This window comes from Microcoleus sp. T3_B1 (assembly GCF_036700445.1).
Lineage (GTDB): Bacteria > Cyanobacteriota > Cyanobacteriia > Cyanobacteriales > Microcoleaceae > Microcoleus.
The window spans coordinates 13,031-35,359 of sequence record NZ_JAUBOX010000013.1 but is presented as its reverse complement, the minus strand read 5'-3'; the positions used below and the strand labels follow the sequence as shown (position 1 = coordinate 35,359).

Sequence of the window (22,329 nt, the reverse complement as noted above, 5' to 3'; positions counted from 1 at the left end):
TAGAAAAAAGCTCCTCGCTCCCGATCGCCAGCCCCCGGATTTATCAGTGGGGTTGCTTTCTTCAATCTAAAATCTAAAATCTAAAATCTAAAATCGATTGACGGGCGCTATAACTGGCGCACCAATAGTGTAACGCCACGACGGCAACATTACATGATTGGTGCGCCAGTCCTATTTGAGAAGTGGAAATAGTAAGGGAGTTGTTGGATCATTCTCAATAATCTTTGGGGATCAGCACTTATCCCCATTGCTAAAGTAAATCTACAGCAGTTTTCAGTTGAGCGTGATACAGATTTCGCGTAGGGATTCAGACAAAGCCTGAGTCCCTACCTGTATTTCATCCAATTGAAAACTGCTGTATTTGTTGTGGGACAAGCCCAAAAGCCTGTTTCGGACATTGGTGCTGTGCGAGTACGCGCGAGCGAAGCTATCGCCGTGAGGCGAATCGGGCCGTCCGATTTCGTTCAAATTTTGCGACTCGGTAGCTGAGAGGAAAGGGCTGTAGATCCGCTCAAGGAAACTCAATCTACAGCCCTTGAACTGCGATCGGCCTAGCATCGCAATCAGCCTCTGGGCTGCCGAAATTCCAGCCCACGCCGCCCGACAATTTATGTATTGAGAAGCTAGAACCCGGATTCTAAGCAGCTTATTGCTCGCAGTGCCACCGATCAGTTTTAACGCGGGCGATCGCACTAATAATTAATAACTAATCATACAACCTATCCATTTTTAATTATATGCAAAACTGCTTAGGCAAGCACCGTACTCTCTTCCTATACAATCCTCTATTTAGCCACTAAAAAAACTATCTTCAACCCTCTAAGTAGGCTTTTAATGTAAAATTAACCATTTTTACCGTGTTATTTTTACTCGATAAAATTCGAGGTTGATATCTCAGCGAGGCAATCCGAATGCCTAAAAGTATTACAATTAAAATCGGCTTTCAAAGGAATTATGGGCGATAAATACTTATCAAAACCTGCTGGCAAAACAAACAATTGAAAAAGTGGTTTCCCAAAATCAAGTAAAAAGAATGGGAAGAAAAGGGTTGCGAACAGGTGAATAAAAGTTTTCCGCAAAAAAACAATGTGCCCAAAAGCGACAAAATCGAGTATAATAGTATTGCCAAATTGAGGATCAGTTCAGAAATACTGTAGAAAAAACTAAATTTATTGAAATAGACAGGTGCAAATTGAGGATTGAAGGCGTACCAAAATTGACTAAATATTTGCTGATCGGTTCCACAAAAGCTTACAGCGGCAAGTCGGCCATCGCCCTGGGGATGGCACTCGGACTCCGGGGAAAAGGACTGGCCGTCGCCTACGGCAAACCTCTGGGAACCTGTTTCAGCTCGCCCGGAGCTGGGATCGAGGACGAAGACGTGCGGTTCGCGGTAGAGACGCTGAATCTCTCAGAAAGCCAGATGCCGTCAACACTGCTGTATTTGGATGAAGAGACGGTTCACAAGCGTTTGCGGGGAGAAGACAAGACAGATTACCGCCAGTCTTTAGCGCAATATTTGCAAGCTCCCAGCGGAGACTTGGCGCTGTTAGAAGGCCCAGCTAATTTGGAGGAAGGCAGTCTGTTTGACTTGTCTTTGGCTCAAATCGCTGAGGCAATTGATGCCTCTGTGCTGTTGGTAGCCCGCCCGATCGATCTGTATGTAGACGATTTGCTGTCGGCTAAACAGCGTTTGGGTTCGCGGTTGCTGGGCGTGGTACTCAACGACGTTCCCTCGGACAAACTCGAATCCGTAACGGCGACTGTGCGGCCTTTTCTGGAGGCTGCGGGTATTCCAGTTTTGGGAATGCTGCCGAGAAGTGCTTTGCTGCGAAGTGTCAGTGTCAAAGAATTGGTGCACCAATTAAAAGCTGATGTGCTGTGCCGTCGAGACCGTTTGGACTTGATGGTGGAAACCTTGACAATTGGCGCGATGAATGTTAGTTCGGCTATGAAGTATTTCCGCAAAGCGAGAAATATGGCGGTGGTGACGGGGGGCGATCGCACGGACATTCAGCTAGCGGCTCTGGAAAGCTCGACTCAGTGCTTGATTTTGACAGGTCACTTGCCTCCTTCTCCCCTGGTGATTGGCAGGGCAGAAGAAATGGAAATTCCGGTTTTGTCTGTTGATTTGGATACCTTAACCACGGTGGAAATTATCGACAGCACCTTTGGCAGCGTGCGCTTGCACGAACCGATCAAGGTGGAATGCGTTACTCAGCTAATGGCAGAACATTTTGACCTTGAGGGCATGATGGCATCCTTGGGCCTGAGCGATCGAGTCCATTAATAACACAGCCGGAGCTGAGGGAAGAAGGTATTCGGCAGAGAGAACTTTTTGTTTAAATAAATAAAAAGCTAAAATTCTTAAATTCTCAATTTTTCTTGAATTCTACCTTGAGCTCCGGCTGGCCAATGTCGGAAGACATTCTGCCTTCTGGCTTCCTCAAATCTCCCGATCCTCTAGTCTGATCCGGTAAATCAGCAATTCTTAACTTCTTTTTGGCGGCAATGGCTAGTGAGTCTGCTAAAATCCACAACGTAGTTTTATTTAATTTAATAAATTCTTTGAGTCAATCAATTGAGCTACCCAGAGTAGATGATTTTTTACAAGAACTAGCGGCGATCCAGCAAACCAGCTCCAAGCGGATTGCTCTTTTGGGTTCTCGCCACGTTCCTATTACCCACCAGCAGCTAATTGAGATGCTGAGCTACGCCATAGTTCTGGGAGGCAATCAGCTCATCACTTCTGGCGCTACAGGCACCAATTCAGCCGCAATTCGGGGGGCAATGCGAGCAGATCCTAATCTGCTGACGGTGATTTTGCCACAAAGCATGAGTCGCCAGCCTCGGGAGTCTCGCGACCAACTCGAACAAGTGATACATTTGGTAGAAAATCCCAAAAATGATAGCTTGTCTCTCCCGGAAGCAAGCGCCATGTGCAATCAGGAGATTATTTCTCGCTGCCAGCAACTGATATGTTTTGCTTTTCACGAAAGCCACACTTTGCTGAAAACTTGCCAGGATGCGGAGGAACAGCGCAAGGTGGTTACTCTGTTCTATTTTGATTGAACTGCGAGGCGGATGATGCTGTTGGGATTACCTGTGTCGGTTATTCTGCTTGATTGTATTGCAGCTGCTGCTGCGCTGGTTTACGCACCGTTTTTGGTGGTTGCGTTCGCCCGCTTGCAGCTAGGCTACGATCAAGCAGCCCCCCGCGCTATGTTTGAGAGGTTGCCTGCTTACGCTCAGCGGGCAACTTGGGCTCACCAAAATTCGTTTGAGACGTTTATGCTGTTTTCAGCGGCGGCTTTGATGGCTTTTGTGACGGGGGTAGATTCGGAACCGGCGGGTTGGGCTGCGATCGCTTTTACGATCGCCCGGTTGTTGTTTTCGGTTTTCTATATTCTGAATGTGCCACTGGCGCGATCGCTCATGTTTGCGATTAGTTCTTCTTGCACTGTTTCTTTATTCTATTTCAGTTTAATGGCTGTTAACGGCTAATTTTCAGTAGTCATTGGTTATTGGTTATTGGTTATTGGTTATTGGTTAGTTGTTAATGCCCAATGCCCTGTTTGGCCAATGCCCAATGCCCAATGCCCTGTTTTGCCAATGCCCCCTTACCAATTACTAATTTATGGCTGCTAGTTATTCCTTTGATATTGTCAGCGAGTTCGATCGGCAAGAATTAGTTAACGCTGTTGACCAAACAACGCGAGAAATTCAAAGCCGCTACGACTTAAAAGATACCAAAACTACCGTAGAATTGGGCGCAGAATCCATTACGGTAAATACGGACAGCGAATTTACTCTCGACGCAATTCACACTGTTTTGCAAACTAAAGCCGCCAAGCGCAATTTGTCTCTGAAAATTTTTGATTATGGGAAAATTGAAGCTGCTAGTGGTACTAGAGTACGCCAAGAAATCAAACTGAAAAAAGGGATTGACCAGGAAGTTGCCAAGAAAATCACTAAATTAATTCGAGATGAGTTTAAAAAGATTCAAGGTTCGATTCAAGGTGATGCAGTGCGCGTTTCGGCTAAGGATAAGGATGATTTGCAGTTGGTGATTCAACGGTTGAAGCAAGAAGATTATCCGATGGCTTTGCAGTTTACCAATTACAGGTAAATTTGATAGTTTTTCGGGACTTCAGTCCTCATCCGTGGTGACGAATCAGGACTAAAGTCCTGACTACAAACAAGTTTTTATCGACTTAATATTAAATATCTAAACCCGTGACTGTTAAGTCGGGAGGATGTTCGACAACAAACTGGTAATATAACTCTTGCTTTGCTTGCGGTGGCAGAGACATTATCCATTCTAGTAGTCCCATTTCACCTGCTACTATCTTCGGATTAGTGAGAGTCGATCGCACTTTAATTTGTTCATTACGGCTGACGGGCAATTGCTCTTTTAGTGTCAGGTGTATCTGCACCTGATGCAAGTTTGTCACATTTAAGCGATAAGCGTAACTCGTGCGCCTCTGCTGACCGATCAGTTTTTTATCTACTTGTCTTTCTACTAATTCCCGCTCTATTTTTAGCCCTTCATCTATTCCTAAATTCAGTTTATATTCTTGGCCGGGGGAAACATTTTCTAACTGCACAGTACCAACAAAAGTGTTGTCGCGAAAGATATTTGCTTTACCGGGAAGCAGAGTTGCGCCTGTCAGCGGATTCACAACAACTGCTTGCAAATAGGCAAAACTGACTAATCGCGGAACTGCAATATATTCAGGTTTAAAGGGATAATTTTCGCCGAAAATAGTGACTTTGTGCGGCGTGCCGTCGCTGGGAATCTTAGTATTTCCGCCTACTTGAAATGAGACTGTACCGCCTTCTCTAGATACTTGGGCTGTGGCTATTTGAGCTGCTAGGGGCGCTCGTGTTATGGAGCGTGAACGGCCTGCAAAACCTTCAGATAATACCTCTTCTAGGTCTAAAAAATCATTCTCTGATGAACCCCTACCAAAAAATTGCTCTGGCTCGGTTTTATCAATATACCAAGGTTCTAGTTTTGGTGGGAGAGTTCCCATTCCGGGTTTGGCTGTAGATAAAGTAAGCCCTACTCCCGTCCAATCTTCGCCGGTATTTTGATTGACTTCGGCTAGGTAATTGAGATTAATTTGGTTGTTGGTAGTGTTTACTCGCAAGTCGTAAAGGGGAGTCCAACGGGCTCGCGTGACTACATAGGAAACTTCTAGTTCAAAATTCCCGCTGCCACTGGGTTCAATGGCAACAATGATGTTAAAACTTTGCTGCGAATGGGGAGTTTGTACTTGCCCCAACTGCTGCTGCAAAGCTTTTATTTGCTTGTCTATTTCGCGCTGCTGTTTTTCGTGTTGGGCGATCGCACTTACATATTTTAGGTAATTAGTTCCTAAAAAATTGAGCAATTCGCCAGTTTCGTTTAAACCTACCTGCTGTTTGGCGATGCTGCTGGAAAAGAAACCGACGCTTTTTTCGCTCAAACCTTCCACAAATTGGAGCTGAATTTTTCGGGCGGTTATTTTGTCGTTAATTCCCCGTCTTTGGGTTTGTAACTCCTTAATTTGTTGGGTTAATTCGGCAGTGCGATCGCCCACTGGTTCGCTGCTAAACACTCTGTGGCAGCGCACTCCCAGCAATCGCACAGCAACTGTACCCGCACCCGTGGCCCTGACTGACTCTGTGTCGAGGGTTGCGGGGAGAGAGGCGATCGCCAATTCTCGCTCGTTTCCCGTCAAAGCGACTGTACCGCGCCGCGTCACCAAAGCGCGATCGGTGTAAACTGTAACTTCGGATATGCTAGTATCTAGTATTTTAATCGTATCAGAATTAAGTATTTCTGAGTCAGTCATTGCCAGTTGCTCCTATTTAATAACCGTTTAGTCGATCGAGCATTTTTCAAAGTAGTTTATTAATCAAACTCAGAAGTTATTGGATTATCTACAGCGGGGGAGGGCGGGTTGACGAGCTCATTAGTTTTATACATTGATGGTTGGTCAAACCCGCCCCAACAGTTGGATGTTCAAAATGGTAGCGCGGGGGTGGGCAGGTTTATAAGATCGTTAATGTTAGGCATTGATAGTTGGTAAAACCCGCCCCAACGGTTAATTTTAGCTCAGTGGTTCGATTCCTGCCAAATCCAAAATTTGAGGAATTAAATCTTCTCGTTTGACGGCCATCATGTGAACTCCTTGACAAATCTGCCGCGCTAGCTTGACTTGTTCGGCAGCAATTTTTATGCCTTCCTGCAAGGGTTCTGGAGCTTTAGCCAAACGGTCGATCGTCTCTTGTGGGATGTGAACTCCCGGCACGTATTTTTTAATAAATTCAGCATTTTTAGCTGATTTAAACAAAAATATTCCTGCTAAAACTGGCTTGTTGCAGCCTGCAGCAACGTGGTGCATAAACTTATCCAAAACTTCAAAATCAGTAATTAATTGACTCTGAAAAAACTGTGCTCCAGCCTCTACTTTTTTCTCAAATCTACTTTGCAAACCCGACCAACTGGGGCATTGCGGATCGACGGCAGCACCGACAAATAAATCGGTAAATCCGTCTGTTAAAGGTTTGTCATTCCAGTCTTTGCCGCCATTCATTTTCTGAATGACTTGTAACAGTCGAACTGATTCCAAGTCGAATACACTTTTTGCTTTCGGATGGTCGCCCGCTTTGACGGGATCGCCTGTAAGTGCTAATACATTGCGAATGCCTAAAGCGTGGGCTCCCATGAGATCGGCTTGCAGGCCAATTTGATTGCGATCGCGACAAGCAACTTGACAAATTGGCTCAATTCCGTGCTGAACTAAAATCGCCGAAACTGCTAGGGGGCACATTCCCAGCACTGCGCGACTCCCGTCGGTGATATTAATGGCGTGCACTCTGTTTTTGAGGCGTTCAGCCATTTGAATTGTGTGAGTCATGTCGCCGCCTTTTGGGGGGGCAACTTCGGCGGTAATTATAAATTCTCCGGGGGTGGTGCAGGCTGTGCGAAAACGGTTCATGATTATTTGTCTGTTATGGGTTATTTGTTATTTGACAGTTGACAGTTGTTAGTTGACAGTTGACAGTTGACAGTTGTTAGTGGGTAGTTGGCAGTGGTCATTCTTAACCAGTAACCAATAACAACTAACCACTAACAACTAAACAGGTAAAGAATAACCGAAAGCTGTCTTAACCTTAGTTAGAGTTTGATTAGCAATAGCTTCTGCTTGTTCTCTTCCACGACGTAGTACAGACTCTAAATATCCCCGATCGTCCATTATTTCCTTGTATTTATCCTGAATAGGTTTGAGGGCATTAATTGTCGTCTCTGTCAGCAAGGGTTTAAAATCTCCCCAACCCATGTTTTCACACTCTGTTGCTACTTCTTCCTTAGATTTGCCGGAAAGCAGGAGATAAAGTGTCAGCAAATTTCTAGCTTCGGGGCGATCGGGGTCGTCAAAAGTCAAACCGCGCACGGCATCTGTCTTGCAGCGCTTGATTTTTTTGGCGATCGTATCTGGCGAATCCAATAAATTAATTCGACTTTGTTCGGAAGGGTCAGATTTCGACATTTTGCGCGTGCCATCTGTCAAACTCATCACCCTCGCACCGTCAGTCCGAATTAACGGTTCGGGAAGTTTCAATACTGGCTTTTCGGGTGTGCCGAATTGGTGATTTAATCTGATGACAATATCGCGGGTGAGTTCCAAATGCTGTTTTTGGTCTTCTCCCACTGGCACTTTGTCGGCATCGTAAAGCAAAATGTCTGCTGCCATTAACACCGGATAATTTAGCAAACCGGCGTTGACATTTTCACCTTGTTTAACTGCTTTTTCTTTAAACTGAATCATATCTTCGAGCCAGTTAATCGGCGTAATACAGTTGAGCAGCCATGCTAGTTCTGTGTGCGCCGAGACGTGGGATTGCACGAAAATAGTAGAATATTCTAAATCGATGCCGCAAGCTAAATAGAGTGCGGCGATCGTGTATGTGTCGGAGGCTAGAGTTGCTGGATTGTGCGGTGCGGTAATTGCGTGCAAATCGACTACGCAGAAGTAATTTTCGTACTGACTTTGATTTTCTACCCAGTTGCGAATGGCACCGAGATAATTGCCGAGGTGAAGATTGCCGGTTGGCTGAACTCCCGAAAGAACGCGCTGTTTGCCCATGAGGAAAGAATAGAATTGAACTCACATTTCTATATTGACACGTTATTTTGATTTAAGATACTCTTGGTTGAAATTCGAGCGATCGGCAAGGATCTAAATCCCAGCCTTAAAAAGCTCGCTGTCAAGTGTCAACTGTCAACTGTTTTTCGGTTTAGTGCGCCACCAAGTGAGGCCGGCTGCGAAAAGAGCGATAGCAAAACTCAAGGCAAACGAAAATAGAAAGGGATGCCATTGCATTAAAATTGGGATTTGATGGTTTTGCACTGTCTGCAATACTTTGTCTGTGCCGCTGGAGGCTGCGATGCCGCCGGCTGCTAAACCGACGCCGATCGCCTGTACTGTGCTTTCTAGGCGATCGTCCCGATTTTTCTCTGCTATCTCGCTGTTGCGGAGTGCGATTTGGTTGGTGCGATCGCTCCTGGCTTGTTCTATTTCTACTATGCCGCGAATTGAGGCGAGCGCCTGTTCGATTAAGCTTGTTCCGTGTCGGAAATATCCTAAGTCTCCGGCAATTTGCGATCGCATATAAGGAGCCGTTTTTCTACTGAAGTTATTTAATATTGATAGTTCTTCCTTATCAATTCCTAGTATATCACAAATTTTCGACAAAATGTCAGTGTAATTGTTAAGATTTAGCGCAATTGTATTGTCATAATCTTCGAGTTTCCGCAGCAGGCGAGTATAAGTTACTGCTTTGCTGAAGAGTTGCTTTAACTGTTCCTGAAATTCCTGCAATTGGGCGGAAGTTAATACAGTTCCTCTGGAAAATTGAGCCTGCAAAATCTCCATATTTTTCTCAATGATGCGGTATTCGCGATCGAGTTCGCGGTAAATCTGGCGGCTGTCTTGAAAAGCTTTGATAATTTTGTTGCGGTGAAATAGTAGGTCGAGTATTTCTTCCTGGCAAGTGTTAAAATCCTTGTCGGTTTGTTTGTCGGAAAGCAGCCAGACAAGCAGGTGGCGGTAATTCGCAATATCGCTAATTGAACCGTATTCAAAAATCGGACTACCGAACAGTTTACTCGCTCGGTAAAATACAGGCGGCGAGTCGCCCTGAAATAAAGCATCGCGACATTTATCGGCGAGGGGTTTGAGGGAATCTAAATTATTTGGTGAGTTTTCGGGAAGCCATGCGGTAATCAGAAGAGTTTGACCTAAAAAGTTATCATCTCCACTGATGAGTAAGGCTTGATTTGGGTTGAATTGCTGGATTAGATCGACATCTATATTATCAGCAGTGCCGTCTTCCGGGCAACCTATATTTAAGCAGAAAGCATAGCTGTCTTGAATTTGTAGCGGTTGGGCAAAACCTTCTACGGGCGGATTGCTGTTAAATCGTAGTGCGACTGTTTGCAACAAATCCTCGCGGTAGCTGTGGGAATTTTGCGGGAAAACTAGGTTGGATGTTAGCTGTTTATCGGTGAAGTTGGCGAGGATATTGTCGCAGTGTTTCCACAGAGGATTATTGCTGCCCTGACTGTCATTGTACAGTTGGAAAGCATATAAATAGACATTGGGGGCAGAAATTTTGTCGCTCATGTTATTGGCGCGGTGGCTGTGAATTGGGGAGGCGTTTTTTGAGGCTTTCGGGTAACTCTGGATAGCGGTTTAATAGTTTTGGTTCTTGCTCTTCTTTTTTGGTGGGTTGGGGTTCTGGTTTTCTATTAATAATTGAACGGAGGGTATCTCTGATTTTAGGATATTTTTTGCACCATATCCCAATAGTATCCGCTACTTCCTCATCAGATTCATCAACCATCTGAGATATCATCTGGTTGAGGTTTGCTAAATCTTCTACTGCTCCCACATCCTCTAATAATTCGGCTTTAGTCTCAAAAACTTGCAGAAATGCTGATATATAACGTTGGTCGTCATTCATGGCAGATTTTCTATTGTGTTAATTGAATTTGGAGATTTTTAGGATTTTTGTTCGAGCATTGTCTCTATGTGAATTCTATGATACCATCGGAGACAATTTAGTGTCAATTTTTTTAGGAGTTGCAAGCATTGACCTCAAGTGATGAAGTAATTCAAGGTGCGGGATTCACGGTCAAATCTAGTAAATTTGACTTCTTTTTTGGTCGCGTCACCTCTACTCCCACAAATACTAGGCGGTCTTTAGATAATTTAAGAGATTTGAGAACGCTAGGAATTGACGAAGTATCTGGGGGGAAAGAAAAGCTATTAGAAATATTTGCCGAAGGATTAAATGCACCAGAAGTTGAAGGCGATCGAACAATTAACGAATATGGCGCAAACATTTCTCGTAAAGTAGAATTGAGAGGGGGAGAAAAACCGGGGGCGATTGTGGTTCGATATTTTTATCCTGAAGGCGACTTAGATGCAAATCCTCAAGTTACTTCAATTGTACCGTTAATTTATCAATAACCAGCTACCATGAAAATTGAAACTATTAGCAAATCAGAATTCGACAAAATTCCAGGCATTCGGCAAATTATTGGCCACGAATACGCTCAAACATTTGCTTGCCTTGACTTGGGGGAAGTTTTGGGATGTTACGGACTGAGTTGGCGGGGTCAATTAGTTGAGTTAAGTATCGAGCATTCTCACGAGAAAAAGATGCTATGGATGGGAATTGAACAGCAGTTAGTAGCTATTTGCCTGGAAAGCGGCCGCATTTGTCTGGCAATGCCTTTGACGGGTAATTTAATTCAGATGGCTGTTATTCACAAAGTAACTGCTGTTTTGACTGAAAATGAGATATTATTATTTAACTCGAATGGTTCCCTCAGATTTAATCGCGGATTGCCCGATGTTCCCGAACAATTTTCGGCGAGCGATGATAACTTAGTAATTGAATTAATGGAGGGCGATCGTTTCAGCTTAAATTTGCAAACGGGACAATTCCGAAAATTAGTTGGGGAGGTTTTAAGTTCATAAAATCACCTATTTCGATAAATTTGTAGGGGCGGGTTCGCCGATGTTTTGGAATCAAACCAACCAACTAATAAACCCGCCCCCACCCACGATGCCGGGGCGGGTTTTTGAGATTTACGGTGTGGTTTCACAGACAGTCGCGAACCCGCCCCTACAGCAATTATATCTATTTTTTACAATATCAAATCCCCAATTTTAACAAATTTGTAGGGGCGGGTTCGCCGAGATTTATAAATCAAACCAACCAACTAATAAACCCGCCCCCACTCATGCAAAAAACCTTTGGGTTATTGTCCAACGGCACAAAAAGCCGCCCAGTATACAGGGGATTGGCAAGGGCGATCGTCATCATCGTAATCGCGTTTATAATTCTTTTGAATCCTGTTTTTACTTTCACTATCCAGTAACTTTGAACGCTCGGCCCAATCTACCAAATCTTGCACCGTTGCATCCCGCAGCCACATTTGAGACTCCCGCAAAGCAATCGCCACAGGCGGGCGAGTTTCAGACAGCAAAAGTTCGTAAAACTTAATCATCAAAATCGCGGTAGATACATCATTCACCGTCCACAAAGTGCTAATTATACTCGTTGCCCCGGCATATAAAAAACCGCTAGGCAATCCGATATACTCATCAGTGCTATTTCTAATATCCGTTAACCCTGTTTCGCAGGCGGAAAGCGTAACTAAACTGCACTTACTCAGCGGCAAATCAAAGATTTCTTCCAGCGTCAGACATTTTTTAATGTCCAACAATTCGTCTTGGGGAGAACGAATATAACTTTTGTTTTCGGAGTCAGTACCATCGGTGGCAGTTTTTGCCCCAGCTAAGATTAAAGCTGATTTCCGGGGATTGGAAAAATCGAAAAAGCCGTGACAGGAAAAGTGGGCGATGTCGGCATTGTGCAACGCTTCAAGCTGTTGCTGCAATCCTGTCTTACTTGCCTTTTCCCGAATCAAAACTTTGGCAGGATTAAAGGATTTGGCAATTGCTTCAACTTCGATGTCGGTGAAGTCTAAATCTGCTGTCGGGTTTTGAATGGCAAACAATCTTGTGGGTGATGACTCTTCCCCAGTCGGATTTACCCGCTGAGATAATTGTAATAGCTGACAACTGGGAGTATATCTCACACCGCCTGGGAAAAGTTCGAGGAGACTGCCAGTTTCTTCTACATTTTGTCTTAGCCTTCGGCTGCTTAAGGCGTGAAGCGGGAATAAGTGCAAATATCGGAAGGGAACTAATATCAAGCGCTGGCAGTTTTCGGGGAGTATAGAAATTATTTCATCAATGTGCAATATTTCAGCTAATTTTTCCAGGCGGGTTTCTAGCTGATTTATCCAGTTATCAGGGTGATTGATATAGTCGTCGATATACTCCTGCTGAAACTTCTCTAATGCTTCCAAGTCTTGATATGAAGAGTGTCCGAGAATTGGTTGAGGGGACTCGCGGGTGATAATAAAAACTTTAAACCCGTTAAAGGTGATGTACCATTCCAAAATTGCCTCATCTTCACGTAACAGACTGCGAATTTCTTGAAAACTAATCCGCTGTACATTTTGCGGGAGACTGCGAGATTTGTGAAACAATTCTACTAGGTTTCTGGTTTTGCTGCGTTCGATGTATTCTAGGGCGGCGGTTTTGTTTTCCATGTCTAGGCAAACTTTTACCATTTGCTGATAAAGTTTATTCCATTCTTCAGCTAATTTCTGTCTGTCAGCTTCGCCGCCGATAATGATTTCACTCCGCATTGATTCGACTGTCTCAATGACAGCATTAAAGGTATTGTAAGCTGCTGGGAGTTGGTAATTATCTCGGTAGGCAAGTCCGAGATTAAATAAGGTTTCAGCATGATTTATCGGAAATGCCTCGCGGGTGTAAATTGACAAAGCTGCTTGATAAGCGGAAATCGCCATTTCTAGATTGTCCGCTTTTTTCCCTCTGATTCTGTTGCGGTAGGCATTTGCCAAATTATTTTGACTCCTTGCCCATTCAAAGGGAAATGCCTCGCGGGTGTAAACCTCCAATGATTCCTGATAAGTAACGATCGCTATTTCGAGATTCTCCGCTTTTTCGCCTATGATTCTGTAGAGGTAGGCATTCGCCAAATTATTTTGAGTCATTGCCCATTTAAAGGGAAATGCCTTGCGGGTGTAAACCTCCAATGATTCCCGATCAAATGCGATCACTTTTTCCAGATTCTCCACTTTTTTCCCTCTGATTCTGTCGCGGTAGGCATTCGCCAAATTATTTTTAGTCCCCGCCCAATCTTCAGGATATTCCTCGCGAGTGTAAACTTGTAACGATGCTTGATAAGTGGCAATCGCTTTTTCGAGATTCTCCGCTTTTTTCCCTCTGATTCTGTACAGGTAGGCAATCCCCAAATTATTTTGAGTTTCTGCCCAATTCTCAGCATATTCTTGACGGGTAAAAACTGTCATGGCAACTTCATAACCTGCAATTGCAATTTCCAAATTACTCGCCCTGCTGCCTAAAGAAAAGTCCGCGATTGCATTACTAAAATTCCCAACGACTCCTATTATATAAATTTGTTTTTTTTTATCTAACTTTGGCAAAGTTTCCCTCGCCCAATTTTGCAAAACCGCAGCAAAATTATCATTGATTAAGTTTAGATTATCCCGCACCAGGGCATAAATTACAGTACGGTCGCCATTGCTATCTTGCGTTTTCTGCAACACTTCCATTAGGAATTCAATATAACTGTAAGGTGAGGATTTCTCTAGCATCGTATTGCTATAACTACCCAGGAGATGCCCTGCAAGAGTCATTAAAGAATTAGCATCATCCAGGTTGTTAAAAGTTCTAAGATTGTTTGCTTCATCTAACATTACCTGCACCAACCCTGTATCAACTAACTCGGAGTTTGCCTCCAAAATTTGGACTTCTTCCCCGTTGGGGCAATTCAGTAGCGATTCAATCAGATTGAGATAGCCTTGGTGGCGCGCTTCGTTCATTGCTGACAACCCATGTTTTTAGAATTTTACATTCTTTGTCGGGGAAAAACAAGGGGAAAACCCGACTTGCTGAATCGTCTGGAGTCGTTGGAGTGTGCGTCATAAGCTGCTACGCCACTATGTCGTATAATATAGATACAAGATAAGTAAGCGATCGCAATAATGAATCTATTCGGAATGGGCCCGGTCTCATTCAAAAAAATCTCGATGATTTGCGATGGGGCAAAAAACAAGAGGAAACTAAAATGATTTCACAAACTTTAGTAGAAATTGAACGTTCTATTAGTTCCCTGTCGATAGAAGAACAACTTTGGCTGCTGGAACGTATCGCTTGCCGAGTGCGGGAGAAAACTTACATAGCTAATAAACTCGCTAATGCTAAATACCTGGAAGCAGAGATAGCAGAGATGGCCAACGATCCAGATATTCAAGTTGAGATTGCTGCGATCGATCGAGAGTTTATTGTGGCAGAAATGGATGGTTTACAAGCACTATGAGCATTCAGCGAGGGAAAATTTATTTTGTCAATCTTAACCCAGTTCATGGAAGAGAACAAGCTGGAATGCGACCTGTTTTGGTGCTTTCGATTGATACTATTAACCAGTCACCCTTAGTTGTTACTGTCATTCTCGGCACTAAAGGAACTAATATTCACCGCGAATATAGAACAAATGTGCGTGTTTCTGCGTCTGAAAGTGGTTTGCAAATAGAAACAGTTTTCCTCTGTTTTCAGATTCGATCTTTGGATCGAGAGCGATTTCCTACTGATTCTGCAGGGGAACTTTCCGCAGAAAAGATGTTAGAAGTTGAATCGGCGGTTCGTTACTGTTTAGGTTTATAAAAGTTTGGAGTGTTTAATTAATATTAACGATCGCATTTTCAGCATTGGTATTTAGGATGACGGCAGAGTTCCAATCAGATTTTGATCTAATTCGATAAATTGTTCAGCACAGTTAATTTGTTCCGCTAAAAATGCCTCAGCAATGTAAAACATAGCATAATAAGCGCGAGCAGCGGCATAGCCGGGAAAGCCATTATCTAACAGTAATTTTGCCGCACTGATGCTTTCGCGAGATTTCTGGATTAATTCTAATTGTTCGGGTTTCATAAAGCTATTCCCTCTTTACGAATGTTCCTCAATAAAGGCCCGTTGTAGTGCAAAAACCGATTTTCGTCCATAAACAAACAGCTAATCACTTCATCATTTTGGAGAGACAAGTCTGCCCGAATATGGCTGATTCTTTTGATTTCTTCGCCGGGATTGACTTGCCCTTTGAGAACTACCAAAACATCAATATCTGAGTCGGGATCTGCGTCGCCCCGCGCTTGGGAACCGTAGAGTACCATTTGGGTGAGACGATCGCCGTAAAGTTGCTCGAAGTGCGATCGCAATTCAGTTAAAATGGTCTTGAGTTTATCGTTGATTTTCATATTTGCGATCGATGTTATGTATTTAGTATATATCTAACTATACTCGGCGGTTGAAACCGCGTCTACACAAACAAAACCCGCCTTCGCGGGTTGAAGAGTGTGCGGTTTCAACCGCCGTCTCAAAATAACTAATGACTAATCACAAATCTGTCAGCAACCTGGCTTTCCGCAAAACAAATGTCAGAACAGTTTCTTCGCCGGTAATAATATCGGCTCTGCCTTCCATTCCCGATTGAATCGAATACTGGCGGGGAACATTAGCCTGGGAGTTTCCGAAGAATTGGCCGTTGGCGGATTTGAGTTTTGTTAAATAAGTTTGTTCGGGCTTAATTGCCACTTCGTAATAAGCTGTACCTAAATTATTAGTGGGATTTTGAGGGGCGATCGCATCTGGGGCGATTTCGCTGACAGTTCCTTTTAATGTGCCGTAATCGGGGAAAGGCAAAGCTGAAATCCTGATCTGTACGGGTTGGCCGATTTGGATGCGGGCGATGTCTTGGGATGTCACCTTGGCTTTGACTACCAGGGGTACGTCGCTGGGGACGATTTGGGCGATCGCGCTGCCGGCTTGTACGGTTTGACCAGTATTTCGTACTTCCAATCTGAGAATTGTACCATCAGCGGGCGCGCGGATCACGCTATTTTCGAGTTTTAAGTCAATTTGATTTAGTTCTTTTTTAGCTTGAATCAATTGTTGTTGAAGAGACGATCGCTTAACGAGCAAAACCCGCCGACTTCTGCCCAGTCTTTCGGCGACATCTGGCAGCGATGTGGCAAATTTTACTAAAGCGGCTTCGATTAATTCCTGTTGGGCGGAAGTTTCACTTTGGATGTTTTTAAATTGGGCGCTGGCCAAAATTTGATTTTCTAAGTCGCGCAGTTGCTGGTTGATTTGCTGTGCTGCTGTTTGAGACTGATTAATTATTTCTTGTAACTGCTTTTTTTGGTCGCCCAAACGCGAAGCGTCTACAACTGCGATCGCATCTCCTTCTTTTATTGTCTGATTTTCGCTGACAGCAATGCTTTCGACGGTTCCTTCGGTTGCTGCTTGCACGACGCGCACTTCTCCGGCTGGACGGACGATCGCATCTGCTTTGACTGTAGCGCTGTATTTGGTGACGCTAGCGAGGGCGATCGCCCCGCCAAAGGTCGCCACCATCAAAATGCCCCCCAAAGTCGTCCAGCGGCTGACAGGGGGCAAAAACTGGTCGTTATCAAAGGTTTCAGTGGGTGTGGCTTCGGGAGTGAGAGACATGGCGGCAAGGGGGAGAGGGGAATAGTTTGGAGTTTTGAGTTTTGAGTTGGGGGAGAGGGAGAGCTCAATCGCTGATTTCTTTTGTCACTTTTACGATCGGCTTTCCGGAAACCAAGCATAGGTTTAGAAGTCTAAATCAAAATTCACAGGGTAAAGGTAAAAATCCGCACAGCTTTGCCGTTCCCACCCACAAACTTCGCCAAATATCAAGAGGAGTGAAGCCAGCGGGCCACTGTCATTCAATTTTAGATTTTAGATTTTAGATTTTGGATTGACTTGCGCGAGATAAATGCGGGGGCAATAAGTGATTTTCGATTTTAGATTTTGGATTGATTCCACGGATAAATCACGTGGCGGGTACCACCTTTGAAATTCGTGGTCATGAAATACGGCGTTTCCGCAAAGAGTTTTGGCACTGTTACCGGGTTTTTCCTGTATGCGTAGGTAGTAAGTAAGTACATAGGTATTAATAGGAGTTATTTATGTCAGAAAATCAACAAGGTTCACTCTTCATCGAAGTAACCGATCGAGAATCTGCTACTGTCAACGGTGGCAGCATTACCAGCAGTGTTAGTGGTTCTAAAAGCAACAGCGAGACGGATAACAGCAGCAGCTATGGCCTGAATATGCTGTTTTTCCTGCCGCAGCCTAACCAGCTTTATCTGTACGATCCGAGCCGCGCTCGCACTTACAAAACCCTAGTGGTTTAGATAGCTGAGTCAAGTTGTGCGATCGAGTAAACTTTCAAAATTTATCGGTAATATTCCGGAAGCCGCACAGCACTACCAGAAGTATTAGTCAGTATTTACACGAGGCTCTAGAAATTAAATAATATTTCTAGTTTCCCTTCAATTTTATTAACTTAAACGGAGTCAAATCATGCAAGAAACAAAGGACAATTCACTGTTTGCTGAACTCACCCCTGAAGAATCAGCTAGCGTCAACGGCGGTCACTATACTAATCGATACAATTGTCAGCGGCAGCGGCGCAGTTGGGTCGTGTACCGCCGGAATTGCGACGGTTCATACAGAAGAGTAGTCCGCTACGCCTACTACTAAAATTTAGTGCTAGTCAATTCAGATCTATAACTGTGGAATCGAGAAAGCACCCATAACTTTATGGGTGCTTTTTGCTGATTGGGTACTCGGTGAAGAGTAATGTTCATTAGGCTCTACTCATTATTTATTTTGCCAAATGTTAAAGAACATTCCTTTTATCCGAGAAATGCCATTATTCGGACAAGTCAACAGGTTTATGAAATATCAGTAGGAGTTCTTTATGTCCGAAAATCAACAACATTCACTCTTCACCGAACTAACCGATCGAGAATCTGCTACTGTCAGCGGTGGCAGGATTACCAGCGGTGTCAGTGGCGCTAACAGCAACAGCGAGACTGATAACAGCAGCTATGGCCTGAATATGCTGTTTTTCCTGCCGCAGCCTAGCCAGCTTTATCTGTACGATCCGAGCCGCGATCGCCCTTACAAAACCCTAGTGGTTTAGATAGCTGAGTCAAGTTGTGCTATCGAGTAAACTTTCAAAATTTATCGGTAATATTCCGGAAGCCGCACAGCACTACCAGAAGTATTAGTCAGTATTTACACGAGGCTCTAGAAATTAAATAATATTTCTAGTTTCCCTTCAATTTTATTAACTTAAACGGAGTCAAATCATGCAAGAAACAAAGGACGATTCACTGTTTGCTGAACTCACCCCTGAAGAATCAGCTAGCGTCAACGGCGGTCACTATACTAATCGATACAATTGTCAGCGGCAGCGGCGCAGTTGGGTCGTGTACCGCCGGAATTGCGACGGTTCATACAGAAGAGTAGTCCGCTACGCCTACTACTAAAGTTTAGTGCTAGTCTATTCAGATATATAACTGTGGAATCGAGAAAGCACCCATAACTTTATGGGTGCTTTTTGCTGATTTGGTAGTTGGTGATGAGTAATCTTATTTATGCTCTACCATTATTCATTTTGCAAAATGTTAAAGAACTTCCCTTTGATCGGCAAAATGCCATTATTCGGACAAGTTAACAGGTTTAAGAAATATCAGGTTGTTCTCCAGCAGAGCGAAGAAGATTGCGGGGCGGCTTGTTTGGCTTCGATCACCAAATTTTACGGACAGAATTTTACAATTAGCCGCTTGCGAGAATTTGCCGGCACTGGGCAACAAGGGACGAGTTTACTGGGCTTGAAACAAGGAGCTGAGGCGATCGGCTTTAATGCTCGATCCGTGCGAGCCGCGGCTGCTATTTTAGACAAGCTCGATGATGCCCCTCTACCGATGATTATTCACTGGAGCGGCTATCACTGGGTTGTTTTGTACGGAAAACAGGGCAACAAATATGCGATCGGCGATCCAGCCGTCGGTATGCGCTATGTTTCTAAAGCAGAATTAGCAGCAGCTTGGACAGATTGGCTGTGCTTGCTAGTAGAACCCGATGCGGAGCGGTTTTTTGCGGCCGCAGAGGGTCAACCGCCCGCCAATTCCTTACAAAAATGGATGCGCCGGATTGGGATTTATCGCCCGATTTTAATGGAAGCATTTTTGCTGAATGTGGTGTTGGGTTTGCTGTCGATTTCTTCGCCTTTTCTCGTTCAACTGCTCACTGACGACATCCTGGTGCGGGGCGACAGACAACTCCTGGCGAGTGTGGCGATCGCAGTTATAGTTATGAACCTTTTTAGCAGCAGTTTAGGATTGGTAGAGTCGAACTTAATTGCTCAGTTTTCCCAGCGTTTAGAATTGGGATTGGTGATGGAATTCGCGCGCAAATTCCTGCGATTGCCTTTGAGCTTTTACGAAACCAGACGCAGTGGCGAAATTGTCAGTAGATTACAAGATATCCAAGAAATCAATAAATTAGTTTCTCAAGTCGCTATCAGCTTGCCTAGTCAATTTTTTATCGCTGTAGTTTCTTTTATTTTTATGTTATTTTACAGCAAGGAACTGACTTTAGCAGCTACAGCTATAGCTCTGTTAATGACTGCCTCTACAGTGGTATTTTTGCCCGTATTGCAGCAAAAAACGCGCAGTTTATTTGTGCTGGAAGCAGAAACTCAAGGCGTTTTAGTAGAAACTTTTAAAGGCGCGCTGACTGTCAAAACTACTAGCAGCGGTCAGCAACTTTGGGAAGAATTTCAAACCCGCTTCGGTCGCTTAGCCAAGCTCACTTTTCGCACTACACAGATTGGCATTCTCAACAATATATTTTCAGGTTTTGTTGCCTCTGCTGGCAGCATTACTCTGCTGTGGCTTGGTAGCGGTTTGGTGATTGACAAGGTATTGAGTATAGGTCAGTTGCTAGCGTTTATTAGCATGAATCAAAACGTTACTACTTGGGTGAATTCGCTAGTAGGATTTACTGATGAAATGACTCGCGTGCAGACAGCAACTCAACGGCTGTCGGAAGTCATTGATGCTGAACCGGAAACTAAAGACGATACGAATAAACCTTTTGTAACTATTCAGGGGCGCGACGGTATTGTTTGCAAGAGTGTTAATTTTCACTACCCCGGCAGACTTGATTTGCTGGAAAATTTTTCTGTCACCTTTCCCGGCGGTCAAGCAATTGCTTTAATTGGTTATTCTGGCTGCGGAAAAAGTACGCTAGCAAAAGTAATTGCTGGTCTGTACCCGCTGCAATCTGGTAATATTAGAATTGGCGATTACAACTTGCAGGATTTGTCTCTCGACAGTCTCAGACAGCAGGTGGTTCTTGTACCCCAAGAAGCGCATTTTTGGAGCCGTTCGATTATGGAAAATTTTCGATTGGGCAGTCCAGATATCAGCTTTGAACAGATTGTGAAAGCTTGCAAAATTGCGGGGGCGGATGAATTTATCAGCCAATTGCCTGATAAATATCAAACAGTTTTAGGGGAGTTTGGAGCGAATATTTCTGGCGGACAAAGACAAAGATTGGCGATCGCCCGCGCCATTCTCAACAACCCACCAGTATTGATTTTAGACGAATCTACCGCAGGGCTTGACCCCGCAAGCGAAGCGGAAGTCTTAGAAAATTTGTTGATGTATCGACACGGGAAAACGACGATTTTTATCAGTCACAGGCCGCGAGTGATCGATCGCGCCGATTGGATTATCATGTTAGAACGCGGCAGGTTGAAAATGCAAGGCTCGGCTGCAAAATTGCGATCGATTCCAGGAGACCATTTAGAGTTTTTGCATCCTTGAGCTAGTTAATAAAACGACAGGTTGAAATCTGTCGCTACACAAACAAAACCCGCCTGCGCGGTTGGACACCGAGTCAATCGATTTTAGATTTTAGATTTTAGATTTTAGATTGAAGCATTGACCCCACGGATAAATACGTTCGGCAAGTTTCATCGGAGACACGTTTTTTATTTCTGGGTCCTGAGTCTGCTTTCGGAATGAATCCGGGGGCTTTTATCCTGGAGGCTTTCGGTCAACAGTCAACAGTCAACAGTCAACAGTCAACACTCAACACTCAACAATCATTTCACTCGTGCAACCGGAATTGATATCACTCATGACTAATAACTTCTCTAAGATTCTTGAGCCAAAGTACATCGATCGCACAATCCAAAAAACTCCAAAGTGTGATAATAAATTTTGAAAGAATGAGATTGTTGTAGTTGGCTTTCTAAGTGGTGGACGGGGCATTCGTCGATCGTAATTGACGCGCCACATTCCAGACAAGTTAGGTGATGTTGATCTTGGTGGGCGGCACCGTAGAGAGACTCACCACTAGCAAGCGTTCTGACGTGAACGAACCCCTCTCGCTTTAAACCGTCGAGGGAGCGGTAAACTGTTGCTAGGCCCATGCTTTGGTCGCTGTTACGCAGTTCTAAGTAGATATCTTGTGCTGAGAGCGATCGATTCAAGTGCTTGAGCAAGTGTAAAATACGCTCCTGACTGCGGGTGCGGTTGGTTCTCATAATTTTTTTGTGTAATCTGCTAGAGTCAAATCAGTCCCTGTTTCTAGGCTATCTTACTTGGGCGAACCAAAGGGCGATCGGCGCGCAGCTCGGTTGTAGAATACAATGGGGCTAACTTTCACATCACCTACCGCAACATTCCCGTGACTCAGAAATATCTTGCCCAAATCTATGTTACCCTCCGCCCTTCTGTTTTAGATCCCGCCGGCACAGCCGTACAGTCTGGTTTGCAACACATGGGATACGACAATGTTGAGCGTGTGCGAATCGGGAAATACGTTGAATTGACGCTGACTGCTGCTGGTGAGTCCCAGGCCCGCGAACAACTCGATCGCGTTTGCGACCAACTTTTGGCCAATCCAGTGATTGAAAATTATCGCTTTGATTTGACTGAAATTCCTGTTGCTGTGGAGACAGCGGCGGCATAAATGCGATCGCCCCTAGCTCTTCGATCCCCCCTAACCCCCCTTAATAAGGGGGGGACAAGAGGGTTCTGAAAGTCTTTGCTAAAAAGCGGGGACAAGAGCATTCACAGTCTTCGTTAAAAAGCGGGGATTCGGAACACTCAAAGTCCCCCTTCTTAAGGGGGATTTAGGGGGATCGAGACTTAGATACAAGCGAGAGAAACATAAGATTTCAGTCTTAAGTTTACACCTCTTCCCTCTTCCTTCTTCCTTCTTCCTTCTTCCTTCTTCCTTCTTCCCTCTTCCT

General features: G+C 44.3%; 24 protein-coding genes. 14 read left to right on the top strand and 10 right to left on the bottom strand.

The features are described 5' to 3' along the window. Positions 1-1,192: 1,192 nt before the first annotated feature. The 4 genes from QT990_RS09685 to QT990_RS09670 all read left to right on the top strand — a co-directional run bounded on the left by QT990_RS09685 (position 1,193) and on the right by QT990_RS09670 (position 4,129). Positions 1,193-2,290, top strand: a complete 1,098-nt coding sequence (locus tag QT990_RS09685) for a phosphotransacetylase family protein (RefSeq protein ID WP_333140919.1) — start codon at positions 1,193-1,195, stop codon at positions 2,288-2,290. A gap of 278 nt (positions 2,291-2,568) precedes the next feature. Beyond that, on the top strand, positions 2,569-3,072 hold the full coding sequence (locus QT990_RS09680; protein ID WP_039887610.1) for a hypothetical protein: 504 nt from the start codon (positions 2,569-2,571) through the stop codon (positions 3,070-3,072). Between the two features lie 15 nt (positions 3,073-3,087). Continuing rightward, the gene (locus QT990_RS09675; protein WP_333140976.1) at positions 3,088-3,504 is read left to right on the top strand and encodes an MAPEG family protein; all 417 of its coding nucleotides are present in this window, start codon (positions 3,088-3,090) and stop codon (positions 3,502-3,504) included. 133 nt (positions 3,505-3,637) lie between these two features. Beyond that, positions 3,638-4,129 carry a YajQ family cyclic di-GMP-binding protein gene (locus QT990_RS09670; RefSeq protein WP_333102569.1) on the top strand — a complete coding sequence of 164 codons (492 nt, stop codon included), beginning with the start codon at positions 3,638-3,640 and terminating at the stop codon, positions 4,127-4,129. 91 nt (positions 4,130-4,220) lie between these two features. Here the strand turns inward: QT990_RS09670 and QT990_RS09665 are convergent, their stop codons facing one another. The 5 genes from QT990_RS09665 to QT990_RS09645 all read right to left on the bottom strand — a co-directional run bounded on the left by QT990_RS09665 (position 4,221) and on the right by QT990_RS09645 (position 10,017). Further along, entirely contained in the window at positions 4,221-5,840 is a 1,620-nt protein-coding gene (locus QT990_RS09665) for a mucoidy inhibitor MuiA family protein (protein ID WP_333140923.1), read from the bottom strand. Between the two features lie 258 nt (positions 5,841-6,098). Next, positions 6,099-6,989 (bottom strand): methylenetetrahydrofolate reductase, encoded by an 891-nt coding sequence (locus tag QT990_RS09660; protein WP_333140925.1) that lies wholly within the window; start codon positions 6,987-6,989, stop codon positions 6,099-6,101. A gap of 138 nt (positions 6,990-7,127) precedes the next feature. Next, complete coding sequence (gene trpS / locus QT990_RS09655) at positions 7,128-8,138, bottom strand: tryptophan--tRNA ligase (RefSeq protein ID WP_333102566.1); 1,011 nt, start codon at positions 8,136-8,138, stop codon at positions 7,128-7,130. Between the two features lie 135 nt (positions 8,139-8,273). After that, a complete protein-coding gene (locus QT990_RS09650; RefSeq protein ID WP_333465173.1) occupies positions 8,274-9,677 on the bottom strand; it encodes a hypothetical protein in 1,404 nt (467 codons plus the stop codon). A 1-nt stretch (position 9,678) separates the two neighbouring features. Continuing rightward, on the bottom strand, positions 9,679-10,017 hold the full coding sequence (locus QT990_RS09645) for a hypothetical protein (RefSeq protein ID WP_333140929.1): 339 nt from the start codon (positions 10,015-10,017) through the stop codon (positions 9,679-9,681). Between the two features lie 128 nt (positions 10,018-10,145). On the opposite strand from QT990_RS09645, the gene QT990_RS09640 reads away from it, so the two are divergent. Further along, complete coding sequence (locus QT990_RS09640; RefSeq protein WP_333140931.1) at positions 10,146-10,526, top strand: hypothetical protein; 381 nt, start codon at positions 10,146-10,148, stop codon at positions 10,524-10,526. A gap of 9 nt (positions 10,527-10,535) precedes the next feature. Next, the gene (locus tag QT990_RS09635; protein ID WP_333108020.1) at positions 10,536-11,039 is read left to right on the top strand and encodes a hypothetical protein; all 504 of its coding nucleotides are present in this window, start codon (positions 10,536-10,538) and stop codon (positions 11,037-11,039) included. A 284-nt stretch (positions 11,040-11,323) separates the two neighbouring features. Here QT990_RS09635 and QT990_RS09630 read toward each other — a convergent pair whose 3' ends face one another. Continuing rightward, positions 11,324-14,008, bottom strand: a complete 2,685-nt coding sequence (locus tag QT990_RS09630; RefSeq protein WP_333306127.1) for a CHAT domain-containing protein — start codon at positions 14,006-14,008, stop codon at positions 11,324-11,326. Between the two features lie 245 nt (positions 14,009-14,253). On the opposite strand from QT990_RS09630, the gene QT990_RS09625 reads away from it, so the two are divergent. Continuing rightward, a complete protein-coding gene (locus tag QT990_RS09625) occupies positions 14,254-14,505 on the top strand; it encodes a hypothetical protein (protein WP_333108022.1) in 252 nt (83 codons plus the stop codon). Continuing rightward, on the top strand, positions 14,502-14,849 hold the full coding sequence (locus QT990_RS09620) for a type II toxin-antitoxin system PemK/MazF family toxin (RefSeq protein ID WP_333306125.1): 348 nt from the start codon (positions 14,502-14,504) through the stop codon (positions 14,847-14,849). The genes QT990_RS09625 and QT990_RS09620 overlap by 4 nt, the downstream gene beginning before the upstream one ends. 51 nt (positions 14,850-14,900) lie before the next feature. On the opposite strand, the gene QT990_RS09615 is transcribed toward QT990_RS09620, so the two are convergent. From QT990_RS09615 to QT990_RS09605, 3 genes are all read right to left on the bottom strand, one after another. Then, on the bottom strand, positions 14,901-15,116 hold the full coding sequence (locus QT990_RS09615) for a HEPN domain-containing protein (RefSeq protein ID WP_333140938.1): 216 nt from the start codon (positions 15,114-15,116) through the stop codon (positions 14,901-14,903). Then, a complete protein-coding gene (locus QT990_RS09610; protein ID WP_333140940.1) occupies positions 15,113-15,439 on the bottom strand; it encodes a nucleotidyltransferase domain-containing protein in 327 nt (108 codons plus the stop codon). The genes QT990_RS09615 and QT990_RS09610 overlap by 4 nt, the downstream gene beginning before the upstream one ends. 139 nt (positions 15,440-15,578) lie before the next feature. Continuing rightward, positions 15,579-16,694, bottom strand: coding sequence for an HlyD family efflux transporter periplasmic adaptor subunit (locus QT990_RS09605; RefSeq protein WP_333140942.1), 1,116 nt, complete (start codon positions 16,692-16,694; stop codon positions 15,579-15,581). A 482-nt stretch (positions 16,695-17,176) separates the two neighbouring features. On the opposite strand from QT990_RS09605, the gene QT990_RS09600 reads away from it, so the two are divergent. The 5 genes from QT990_RS09600 to QT990_RS09580 all read left to right on the top strand — a co-directional run bounded on the left by QT990_RS09600 (position 17,177) and on the right by QT990_RS09580 (position 20,893). Beyond that, a complete protein-coding gene (locus QT990_RS09600; protein WP_333140944.1) occupies positions 17,177-17,404 on the top strand; it encodes a secretion protein HlyD in 228 nt (75 codons plus the stop codon). 169 nt (positions 17,405-17,573) lie between these two features. Further along, complete coding sequence (locus QT990_RS09595; RefSeq protein WP_333140946.1) at positions 17,574-17,753, top strand: hypothetical protein; 180 nt, start codon at positions 17,574-17,576, stop codon at positions 17,751-17,753. 220 nt (positions 17,754-17,973) lie between these two features. Beyond that, positions 17,974-18,198, top strand: a complete 225-nt coding sequence (locus QT990_RS09590; protein ID WP_333140948.1) for a secretion protein HlyD — start codon at positions 17,974-17,976, stop codon at positions 18,196-18,198. 169 nt (positions 18,199-18,367) lie between these two features. Beyond that, entirely contained in the window at positions 18,368-18,547 is a 180-nt protein-coding gene (locus QT990_RS09585; RefSeq protein WP_333140949.1) for a hypothetical protein, read from the top strand. Between the two features lie 135 nt (positions 18,548-18,682). Next, positions 18,683-20,893 (top strand): peptidase domain-containing ABC transporter, encoded by a 2,211-nt coding sequence (locus tag QT990_RS09580; protein ID WP_333140951.1) that lies wholly within the window; start codon positions 18,683-18,685, stop codon positions 20,891-20,893. Between the two features lie 332 nt (positions 20,894-21,225). Here QT990_RS09580 and QT990_RS09575 read toward each other — a convergent pair whose 3' ends face one another. Continuing rightward, entirely contained in the window at positions 21,226-21,618 is a 393-nt protein-coding gene (locus tag QT990_RS09575; RefSeq protein WP_333055475.1) for a Fur family transcriptional regulator, read from the bottom strand. 143 nt (positions 21,619-21,761) lie between these two features. Between QT990_RS09575 and purS the strand changes: the two genes are divergently transcribed. Further along, complete coding sequence (gene purS / locus QT990_RS09570) at positions 21,762-22,046, top strand: phosphoribosylformylglycinamidine synthase subunit PurS (protein ID WP_333055476.1); 285 nt, start codon at positions 21,762-21,764, stop codon at positions 22,044-22,046. Positions 22,047-22,329 lie beyond the last annotated feature (283 nt).

What these genes read in the sequence shown, in the direction of transcription:
- QT990_RS09675 (WP_333140976.1), top strand. Translation starts at nt 3,088, where the DNA reads ATGCTGTTGGGATTACCTGTGTCGGTTATTCTGCTTGATTGTATTGCA.
- QT990_RS09670 (WP_333102569.1), top strand. Translation starts at nt 3,638, where the DNA reads ATGGCTGCTAGTTATTCCTTTGATATTGTCAGCGAGTTCGATCGGCAA.
- QT990_RS09665 (WP_333140923.1), bottom strand. Translation starts at nt 5,840, where the DNA reads ATGACTGACTCAGAAATACTTAATTCTGATACGATTAAAATACTAGAT.
- QT990_RS09660 (WP_333140925.1), bottom strand. Translation starts at nt 6,989, where the DNA reads ATGAACCGTTTTCGCACAGCCTGCACCACCCCCGGAGAATTTATAATT.
- trpS (WP_333102566.1), bottom strand. Translation starts at nt 8,138, where the DNA reads ATGGGCAAACAGCGCGTTCTTTCGGGAGTTCAGCCAACCGGCAATCTT.
- QT990_RS09650 (WP_333465173.1), bottom strand. Translation starts at nt 9,677, where the DNA reads ATGAGCGACAAAATTTCTGCCCCCAATGTCTATTTATATGCTTTCCAA.
- QT990_RS09645 (WP_333140929.1), bottom strand. Translation starts at nt 10,017, where the DNA reads ATGAATGACGACCAACGTTATATATCAGCATTTCTGCAAGTTTTTGAG.
- QT990_RS09635 (WP_333108020.1), top strand. Translation starts at nt 10,536, where the DNA reads ATGAAAATTGAAACTATTAGCAAATCAGAATTCGACAAAATTCCAGGC.
- QT990_RS09630 (WP_333306127.1), bottom strand. Translation starts at nt 14,008, where the DNA reads ATGAACGAAGCGCGCCACCAAGGCTATCTCAATCTGATTGAATCGCTA.
- QT990_RS09625 (WP_333108022.1), top strand. Translation starts at nt 14,254, where the DNA reads ATGATTTCACAAACTTTAGTAGAAATTGAACGTTCTATTAGTTCCCTG.
- QT990_RS09620 (WP_333306125.1), top strand. Translation starts at nt 14,502, where the DNA reads ATGAGCATTCAGCGAGGGAAAATTTATTTTGTCAATCTTAACCCAGTT.
- QT990_RS09615 (WP_333140938.1), bottom strand. Translation starts at nt 15,116, where the DNA reads ATGAAACCCGAACAATTAGAATTAATCCAGAAATCTCGCGAAAGCATC.
- QT990_RS09610 (WP_333140940.1), bottom strand. Translation starts at nt 15,439, where the DNA reads ATGAAAATCAACGATAAACTCAAGACCATTTTAACTGAATTGCGATCG.
- QT990_RS09605 (WP_333140942.1), bottom strand. Translation starts at nt 16,694, where the DNA reads ATGTCTCTCACTCCCGAAGCCACACCCACTGAAACCTTTGATAACGAC.
- QT990_RS09600 (WP_333140944.1), top strand. Translation starts at nt 17,177, where the DNA reads ATGTCAGAAAATCAACAAGGTTCACTCTTCATCGAAGTAACCGATCGA.
- QT990_RS09595 (WP_333140946.1), top strand. Translation starts at nt 17,574, where the DNA reads ATGCAAGAAACAAAGGACAATTCACTGTTTGCTGAACTCACCCCTGAA.
- QT990_RS09590 (WP_333140948.1), top strand. Translation starts at nt 17,974, where the DNA reads ATGTCCGAAAATCAACAACATTCACTCTTCACCGAACTAACCGATCGA.
- QT990_RS09585 (WP_333140949.1), top strand. Translation starts at nt 18,368, where the DNA reads ATGCAAGAAACAAAGGACGATTCACTGTTTGCTGAACTCACCCCTGAA.
- QT990_RS09580 (WP_333140951.1), top strand. Translation starts at nt 18,683, where the DNA reads ATGTTAAAGAACTTCCCTTTGATCGGCAAAATGCCATTATTCGGACAA.
- QT990_RS09575 (WP_333055475.1), bottom strand. Translation starts at nt 21,618, where the DNA reads ATGAGAACCAACCGCACCCGCAGTCAGGAGCGTATTTTACACTTGCTC.